This window comes from Mycobacterium venezuelense, assembly GCF_054919535.1.
The window spans coordinates 37,278-45,551 of record NZ_JBONDW010000035.1; the positions used below are offsets into that span (position 1 = coordinate 37,278).

At 66.6% G+C, this 8,274-nt stretch carries 7 protein-coding genes; 2 read left to right on the top strand and 5 right to left on the bottom strand.

Features of this window, described 5'->3' with window-relative positions; genetic code table 11:
* Positions 1-22 precede the first annotated feature (22 nt).
* The 5 genes from rsmD to ACRCUN_RS33230 are packed head-to-tail and all read right to left on the bottom strand — an operon-like array spanning position 23 to position 6,540.
* Positions 23-577, bottom strand: a complete 555-nt coding sequence (rsmD, locus tag ACRCUN_RS33210) for a 16S rRNA (guanine(966)-N(2))-methyltransferase RsmD (protein ID WP_462145857.1) — start codon at positions 575-577, stop codon at positions 23-25.
* Positions 574-3,966: a pyruvate carboxylase gene (locus tag ACRCUN_RS33215; protein WP_462145850.1), complete on the bottom strand. Its 3,393-nt coding sequence runs from the start codon at positions 3,964-3,966 to the stop codon at positions 574-576. The genes rsmD and ACRCUN_RS33215 overlap by 4 nt, the downstream gene beginning before the upstream one ends.
* A 34-nt stretch (positions 3,967-4,000) precedes the next feature.
* Entirely contained in the window at positions 4,001-4,633 is a 633-nt protein-coding gene (locus tag ACRCUN_RS33220) for a vitamin K epoxide reductase family protein (protein WP_462145851.1), read from the bottom strand.
* On the bottom strand, positions 4,630-5,382 hold the full coding sequence (locus tag ACRCUN_RS33225; RefSeq protein ID WP_462145852.1) for a thioredoxin domain-containing protein: 753 nt from the start codon (positions 5,380-5,382) through the stop codon (positions 4,630-4,632). Before ACRCUN_RS33225 ends, ACRCUN_RS33220 begins: the two co-directional genes overlap by 4 nt.
* Positions 5,383-5,415: 33 nt before the next feature.
* Entirely contained in the window at positions 5,416-6,540 is a 1,125-nt protein-coding gene (locus ACRCUN_RS33230; RefSeq protein WP_462145853.1) for an alpha/beta hydrolase, read from the bottom strand.
* Positions 6,541-6,553: 13 nt separating this feature from the next.
* Here ACRCUN_RS33230 and ACRCUN_RS33235 point away from each other — a divergent pair, with 13 nt between their 5' ends.
* Both ACRCUN_RS33235 and ACRCUN_RS33240 read left to right on the top strand, forming a co-directional pair.
* Positions 6,554-7,381 carry an aldo/keto reductase gene (locus tag ACRCUN_RS33235; RefSeq protein ID WP_462145858.1) on the top strand — a complete coding sequence of 276 codons (828 nt, stop codon included), beginning with the start codon at positions 6,554-6,556 and terminating at the stop codon, positions 7,379-7,381.
* 5 nt (positions 7,382-7,386) lie between these two features.
* Positions 7,387-8,238: an aldo/keto reductase gene (locus ACRCUN_RS33240; protein ID WP_462145854.1), complete on the top strand. Its 852-nt coding sequence runs from the start codon at positions 7,387-7,389 to the stop codon at positions 8,236-8,238.
* Positions 8,239-8,274: the final 36 nt, after the last annotated feature.

Here is an 8,274-nt window from a genome sequence, read left to right on the forward strand (position 1 = left end):
CAGGGTCGCCCGGCGGATGTGACTACCCCACCTCGGCGAGCTCGACACGGGTGTCGCCGTATCGACGTGCGCTCAGCGCGATCCAGCCGTCCGGCCACGCGACCGGATCACTCGTCGAACGTCGCTCGACCATCACGACCGATCCCGCGCTGACCCAACCGCCGTCGACCAGCGCAACGACCATCGCGTCGACGGCAGCGGCCTCGACGTCGTACGGCGGATCGGCCAGCACCAGATCGACCGGCCGGCCGGCACCGCCTGCGAGCACCGACGCGACGGTCCCCCTCCGCACCGTCGCGCCGGTCATCTTCAACGCCGCAATGTTCTTGGTGATGACGGCCGCCGCCCGCTGGTCGGCCTCGACGAACAGCGCCGAGGCCGCTCCACGCGAAAGTGCTTCCAGGCCAAGCGCTCCCGAGCCGGCGTACAGGTCGAGCACCGTGAGCCCGGTGAAATCCACCCGCGCCGTCAGCGCGTTGAACACGGCCTCCCGCACGCGATCCGACGTGGGCCGTGTTCCGCTGCGCGGCACCTCAATTCGACGACCACCGCGGGTCCCGGCGATGATCCGGGTCAGCGCACGACCACCAGGAGGTCTCCGCCCTCGACTTGTGCGGTGGCGGCAACGGCGACACGGTCGACGGTGCCCGCCTTCGGCGCGGTGATCGCGGCTTCCATCTTCATCGCTTCGATGGTCGCGATCGTCGCACCCGCCTCGACGGTGTCACCGGCGGTCACGTTCACGGTCACCACACCGGCGAACGGCGCGGCGACGTGGTCGGGGTTGGTGCGATCGGCCTTCTCGGCGGCCGGGACCTCCGTGGCGATGCTGCGGTCACGCACCAGCACCGGACGCAGTTGGCCGTTGAGGATGCACATCACGGTACGCATGCCGCGCTCGTCGGCATCCGAGATGGCCTCCAGACCGATCAGCAGCTCCACCCCGCGTTCCAGCGCGACGCGGTGTTCCTCGCCGTGGCGCAGCCCGTAGAAGAACTGGTTCGCGCTCAATGACGAAGTGTCACCGTAAGTTTCGCGATGCGCCTCGAACTCCTTTGTCGGTCCGGGGAACAACAGCCGGTTGAGCGCGGCTTGTCGCTTGACCCCCGGCGCCGCCAGCAGCGCCTCGTCCTCGGCCGACAGTTCCTCGGTCGGCTTGGCCGGGCCGCGACCCTCAAGAGCCTTGGTACGCAACGGCTCAGGCCAGCCACCGGGCGGATCACCCAACTCACCGCGCAGAAAGCCGATCACGCTGTCGGGGATGTCGAAGCGCGCCGGGTCGGCGGCGAACTCCTCGGCGCTGATGCCTGCGCCCACCAACGACAGCGCCAGGTCCCCGACCACCTTGCTCGACGGGGTGACCTTGACCAGCCGGCCCAGGATCCGGTCAGCCGCGGCGTAGGAGTTCTCGATGGCTTCGAACCGGTCCCCCAGCCCAAGGGCGATCGCCTGCTGCCGCAGATTGCTCAGCTGACCGCCCGGGATCTCATGGGAGTACACCCGCCCGGTCGGGAACGGAGGACCAGATGCCGCAACATCAAACGGCGCATACACCTTGCGCAGCGCCTCCCAGTACGGCTCCAGGTCGCACACCGCGCCCAGGTCCAGTCCGGTGTCACGGTCGGTGTGGGCCGCGGCCGCCACGATGGAGGACAACGCCGGTTGGCTTGTCGTGCCCGCCAACGGCGCCGCCGCACCGTCGACCGCCGACGCCCCGGCCTGCCAGGCCGCCAGATAGGTGGCCAACTGCCCGCCCGGCGTGTCATGGGTGTGCACATGCACCGGCAGATCGAACCGGCTGCGCAACGCGCTCACCAAGGCGTGGGCGGCCTGCGGGCGCAACAGCCCGGCCATGTCCTTGATCGCCAGCACGTGCGCACCGGACTCCACGATCTCGTCGGCCAACCGCAGGTAGTAGTCCAACGTGTAGAGGGTTTCGCCCGGATCGCTCAGATCGCCGGTGTAGGACATCGCAACCTCGGCGATCGCGGTACCGGTGTCGCGCACGGCATCGATCGCCGGACGCATCGACTCGACGTTGTTGAGCGCGTCGAAGATCCGGAAGATATCGATCCCCGTTGCCGTGGCTTCCTGCACGAACGCCGACGTCACGATCTCCGGATACGGCGTGTAGCCGACGGTGTTGCGGCCCCGCAGCAGCATCTGCAGGCAGATGTTGGGCACGGCCTCACGCAGCGCGGCCAGCCGCTCCCACGGATCTTCCTTCAAAAAGCGAAGCGCCACATCATAAGTCGCCCCGCCCCAGCACTCGATCGACAGCAACTGCGGCATCATCCGCGACACGTACGGCGCCACCTTGAGCAGGCCCGTCGACCGCAACCGCGTCGCCAGCAAAGACTGATGAGCGTCACGGAAGGTCGTATCGGTGACCCCAACGGCCGGGTTGTCGCGCATCCACCGGGCGAACCCTTCCGGGCCCAACTCCACCAGCCGCTGCTTGGAGCCCGCCGCGGGCGGCACCTGCAGATCGATGGCAGGCAGCTTGTCCTGCGGATACACCGTCGAGGGCCGTTCCCCGTTGGGCTTGTTGACCGTGACGTCGGCCAGGTAATTCAAGATCTTGGTGCCGCGGTCGGCCGGCTCTCGCGCCGTCAACAACTGCGGCCGGTCGTCGATGAACGACGTCGTGACCCGCCCGGCCCGGAAATCCGGATCGTCGATCACGGCCTGCAGGAACGGGATGTTCGTCGACACCCCGCGGATGCGGAACTCGGCCAGGGCCCGACGGGCACGCGCGGCCGCCGCGGAGAAGTCGCGGCCCCGGCACGTCAACTTGACCAGCATGGAATCGAAATGCGCGCTGATCTCGGCGCCCAGGTTCGTTCCACCGTCGAGGCGGATACCCGCACCTCCCGGCGACCGGTAAGCGGTGATCCGGCCGGTGTCCGGGCGGAATCCATTGGCCGGGTCCTCGGTAGTGATCCGGCACTGCATCGCCGCGCCGCGCAACACGAGCGTGTCCTGGCTCAACCCGAGATCGGCCAGCGTCTCGCCCGCCGCGATCCGCAACTGCGACGACACCAGATCCACATCGGTGATCTCCTCGGTCACCGTGTGCTCCACCTGGATGCGCGGGTTGCACTCGATGAACACATGATGGCCGCGCTCGTCGAGCAGGAACTCGACGGTGCCCGCGCACGAGTAACCGATCTGGCGCGCGAACGCCACCGCGTCGGCACAGATCTTGGCGCGCAGTTCCTCGGGCAGATTGGGCGCGGGCGCGAGCTCGATGACCTTTTGATGGCGCCGCTGCACACTGCAGTCGCGCTCGAACAGGTGCATCACGTTGCCCTGCCCGTCGGCCAGGATCTGCACCTCGATGTGGCGGGGATTGAGCACCGCCTGCTCCAGATACACCGACGCGTCGCCGAACGCCGACTCGGCCTCACGAGAAGCCGCCTCGATCGCCTCCGCCAACGCCTCGCGGTCGGTGACCCGGCGCATGCCGCGCCCGCCGCCACCCGACACGGCCTTGACGAACAGCGGGAACTCCATGCCGGCCGGCGCCGCCACCAACTCCTCGACCGATGACGACGGCTCTGACGACGTCAACACCGGCAGGCCCGCGGCCCGCGCCGCGGCGATCGCACGCGATTTGTTGCCCGTCAACTCCAGGACTTCGGACGACGGCCCGACGAACGTGATACCTGCCTCGGCGCACGCCGCGGCCAGCTCGGGGTTCTCCGACAGGAAGCCGTAGCCCGGATACACCGCATCCGCGCCGGCATGCTTGGCCACGCGGATGATCTCGTCCACCGACAGATACGCCCGCACCGGATGGCCGACATCGCCGATCTGATACGACTCGTCCGCCTTCAGACGATGCAGTGAATTCCGATCCTCATACGGATACACCGCGACCGTGGCGATGCCCATCTCGTATGCAGCACGGAACGCACGGATCGCTATCTCGCCACGATTGGCTACCAGCACCTTGGAGATCACGCGTAACCCTAACCGCCGAGTTGTTTCCGCAGTGTTACAAGAGTGTTGACCAGTAGTCCCAGAACCGGACCAGAATCAGCAGTATCAGGCCCGTGAACCACAACGCCACCAGCGACCAACGCCACTGGTAGATGCCGCGGGCCACCGGGTTGGCACCCAGTGGACGCAGCGCGATCGAACTCACCACGACCAGCAGCGGAATCGTCACGGCCCAGACGCCCATGCAGTACGGGCACAGCGCGCCGATGCGATACAGGCTCTGGAAGATCAGCCAATGCACGAACGCGGTACCCAGCAGGCTGCCGACCGCAAGCCCGCCCCAGTACCAGCGCGGCAGGCGAACCCCGGCGACGGCCAGCACGCCGGTCACCGTTACGAGCGTGAACGCGACGATGCCGATGAGCGGGTTGGGGAACCCGAACGCCGACGCCTGCGGGGTCACCATCACCGACCCGCACGACAGCACCGGATTGATGCTGCAGGACGGCACGTACGCCGGGTTGATCAGGATTTCGATCTTCTCGACCGTCAGCGTCAACGATGCCGCCAGGCCGATCACACCGGCGATCAGCACCCACACCGCACTGGCCCGCGCGACCGGCACCCCCGACGAACGCTCGTCGGCGGTGTGCTGGGAGTCAGCTGGCGGCTGGGCGGTCACGGTCATGATGCTGCGGGTGCCACGGCTTCGAGACCCGGCACGTCACCGACGATCTCCTTGATCTTGTCCACCAGGGCCTGCGGCGTGGACGGCTCGTAGTCCTCGCCGTTGATCCGGATGGTGGGGGTGGCGTTGATGCCCGTCGCGCCTGCCATGCCCTGAACCATCTCGACATAGCGGCCGTTGTTGATGCAGTCGGGCACGCCACCGGCGGCACCGGCCTGACGGGCCAGCTCGATCAGCCGGGCGTTGTCCGGGTAGACACCGCTGTTCTCTTGCGGCTGAAGCTCTCTGGTGTACAGCGCGGAATGGAAGCGGCGGAACGCCTCGTTGGATTCGTCGGCCACGCAGTAGGCCGCGCCACCGGCGCGGGACGAGTAGCCGTTGCCGGCACGGTCGAGGATGCCGACCATGTAGTAGTCCGCGGCGACCGCGCCGGTGTCGATGAGCTTGTTGATCGTGGGACCGAACTGACGCTCGAAGTTGCCGCACGCGGGGCACAGGAAGTCCTCGTAGAGGCCGAGCACGGCCTTGGGGTCGCTCGTGCCTTCGTTGGTGATGACGTTGCTCGACACCACCCGGATGGCTTTGCCCGCATTCGAGTCGGGCCGCTTCTCGCCGGTCATCACGATGTAGAGCACCAGTGCGACAGCGAACAGCACCACGACCGAGGTCAGCCCGATCTGCACCCACAGATTGCGCTTGCGATCGGCTGCCTTGAGGTCGTACTTGGCGGTCTTTTTCGGTTTGGCCACGGATCAAGCGTACCGGCGATGATGACCGCCACCTCAGGCGTGGCTCAGATGAGCCCGCAGCGCAGACGTCATGGCGGTCATGGCCTTGGCGCTGCCGCCGCCGAGTGGGAAGAAGTTGGCGAAGGCATGGATCAGCGAGCGCTCTTCCCGCAGGTCAACCAGCACGCCGGCATCCCGCATGGCTCCCGCGTAACGGTTGCCCTCGTCACGCAGCGGATCGAACCCGGCCGTGATCACAAGCGCGGGCGGCAGCCCGGAGAGGTCTTCGGCCAGCAAGGGCGATACCGCCGGATCCTCGGCGGTGACGTCCGCACCCTCCAGATAGTGGTCCCTGAACCAGTCCATATCGCGTTTGGTCAGGAAGTAGCCGTCGGCGAACAGCGTCCGCGATCGCGTCTCGCTCGAGAAGTCGGTGACCGGGTACAGCAGCAGTTGCAGCGCGGGCAGCGGCAGTTCGTCGTCGCGCGCCCACTGGGAAACGACCGCGGCCAGGTTGCCGCCTGCACTGTCCCCGCCGATCACGATGTGGGCCGCCCCGAGCCCCGCAGCGTGGTCGAGGGCCCACTGATAGGCGGCATAGGCGTCTTCCGCGGCTGCCGGGGCTTTGTGTTCGGGAGCCAGCCGGTAGTCGACCGAGACCACCTGGACGCCGGCGTCGCGGCAGATCAGCCGGCACAAACCGTCGTGGGTGTCGAGATCGCCGATCACGAAACCGCCGCCGTGGAAGAAGAGCAGCAGCGCGGTGACCGGTCCGGCGTCGACGGGCATATAGCGCCGGGCGGCCATCGTCCCGGCCGGCCCGGGGATGGAGATTTCGCTCACGTCGACGTGGATGCTGCCCGGCATCATGGCCGCGGTCGCGCGCAGCTGGGCTCGAGACACCGCCACCCCGGAGACCGGGCTGAAATCCGCGACGAGGCCGGCCAGTCCGGCGGACTGCTGGGCGGCCAGGGTGAACTGCAGGGTCGTGTCGAGGGTGTTGCCGTCGACGGTCACCGTGCGCCCGCCGAGCAGCAGGCGTTTACGCCGGTCCGAGATGTGCGGGATGGCGTTGAGCGTGAACTTGGTGGCGCGGCCCAGCAGCATGTCCTTGACGAGTCCGGTCCTCTCACCTGGACTTCCGACAGCGACGTCCTCGCCTGGCAGACTTCTGGTCATGGCAGCTTCCTCTGTGAATCCTCGTGTCACGCTCAACGACGGTAATTCCATACCGCAAGTCGGGTTGGGTGTTTGGCAGACGCCTGCCGAAGACACCGAACGTGCCGTCACCGCTGCGCTGCAGACCGGCTACCGGCACATCGACACCGCAGCCGCGTATCAGAACGAGACCGAAACCGGTCGTGCGATCGCCAACTCGGGTGTGCCGCGTGAGGACATCTTCCTCGTGACCAAGCTGTGGAACAGCGATCAGGGCTACGATTCCACGCTCGCGGCGTTCGATGCGAGCCTGGAGCGTCTCGGAGTCGACTACCTCGACCTATACCTCATCCATTGGCCGATGCCCGCGAAAAACACCTTCATCGACACCTTCAAGGCATTTGCGCACCTGCACGACCAGCAACGTGTTCGTTCGATCGGTGTCAGCAACTTCGAGCCCGAGCACTTGAACATTTTGATCGACGCGACGGGCATCGTTCCCGCGGTGAACCAGATCGAACTCCATCCGCTTTTGCCTCAGCAGGAACTCCGCGAGGTGCATGCCAAATTGGGCATCGCCACCGAGGCGTGGAGTCCGCTGGGTCAGGGATCGCTGTTGTCGGACCCGGTGATCACCGGCATCGCCGATCAGCACGGTAAAACGCCCGCCCAGGTTCTGATTAGGTGGCATATACACCTGGGTAATATCGTCATCCCCAAGTCGGTGAACCCAGAACGGATTGCGAGCAATTTCGACGTGTTCGATTTCGATCTCAGCGAACAGGACATGGCGTCCATCGCGTCGCTGGAGACGGGAACACGAATGGGTCCCGATCCACGAACCTTCAATTTCACAGGGTAGGTGACATGACCTCGTCCCATGGGCAGGCGGCTGCAATTCCCACCGTCACGCTCAACGACGACAACACGATGCCGATCGTCGGCCTCGGTGTCGGCGAATTGTCCGACGCAGAGGCCGAGCGCTCGGTCTCGGCAGCGCTGGAGGCAGGTTACCGGTTGATCGACACCGCGGCCGCCTACGGCAACGAGGCCGGCGTGGGTCGCGCGATCGCCGCCTCGGGTCTTGCCCGTGACGAGATCTTCGTGACCACGAAGCTCGCAACGAGCGACCAGGGCTTCCAGTCGTCCCAGGACGCGGCCCGCGCGAGCCTCGAGCGCCTCGGGCTCGATTACATCGACCTGTATCTCATCCACTGGCCCGGCGGTGACACCAGCAAATACGTCGACAGCTGGGGCGGCCTGATGCGGGCCAAGGAGGACGGCGTGGCCCGCTCGATCGGGGTCTGCAACTTCAGCGCCGACGACCTTTCGACGATCGTCCATCTGACGTTCTTCACCCCGGCGGTCAACCAGATCGAGTTGCACCCGCTGCTCAACCAGGCCGAACTGCGTGCGGCCAACGCCGAACACAACATCGCCACCGAGGCATACGGGCCGCTCGGCGTGGGCCGCCTGCTGGACAACCCGGCCATCACGGCCGTCGCCGACGCGCACGGCAAGACCCCGGCACAGGTGCTCATTCGGTGGAGTGTGCAGCTGGGCAACATCGTGATCCCGCGATCGGCGAATCCGGACCGCATCGTGTCCAACCTGGACGTGTTCGACTTCGAGTTGACCGAGGACGAGATGGCGACCCTCAACGGCCTCGACGAGGGCACCCGGTTCCGTCCGGATCCGGCCACCTACACCGGCACCTAAACCGCGAGCAGACGCAAAAGCACCCTAGATCAACAG

Coding starts and splice junctions, on each gene's coding strand:
- ACRCUN_RS33220 (WP_462145851.1), bottom strand. CDS start 4,633: ATGACCGTGACCGCCCAGCCGCCAGCTGACTCCCAGCACACCGCCGAC.
- ACRCUN_RS33230 (WP_462145853.1), bottom strand. CDS start 6,540: ATGACCAGAAGTCTGCCAGGCGAGGACGTCGCTGTCGGAAGTCCAGGT.
- ACRCUN_RS33240 (WP_462145854.1), top strand. CDS start 7,387: ATGACCTCGTCCCATGGGCAGGCGGCTGCAATTCCCACCGTCACGCTC.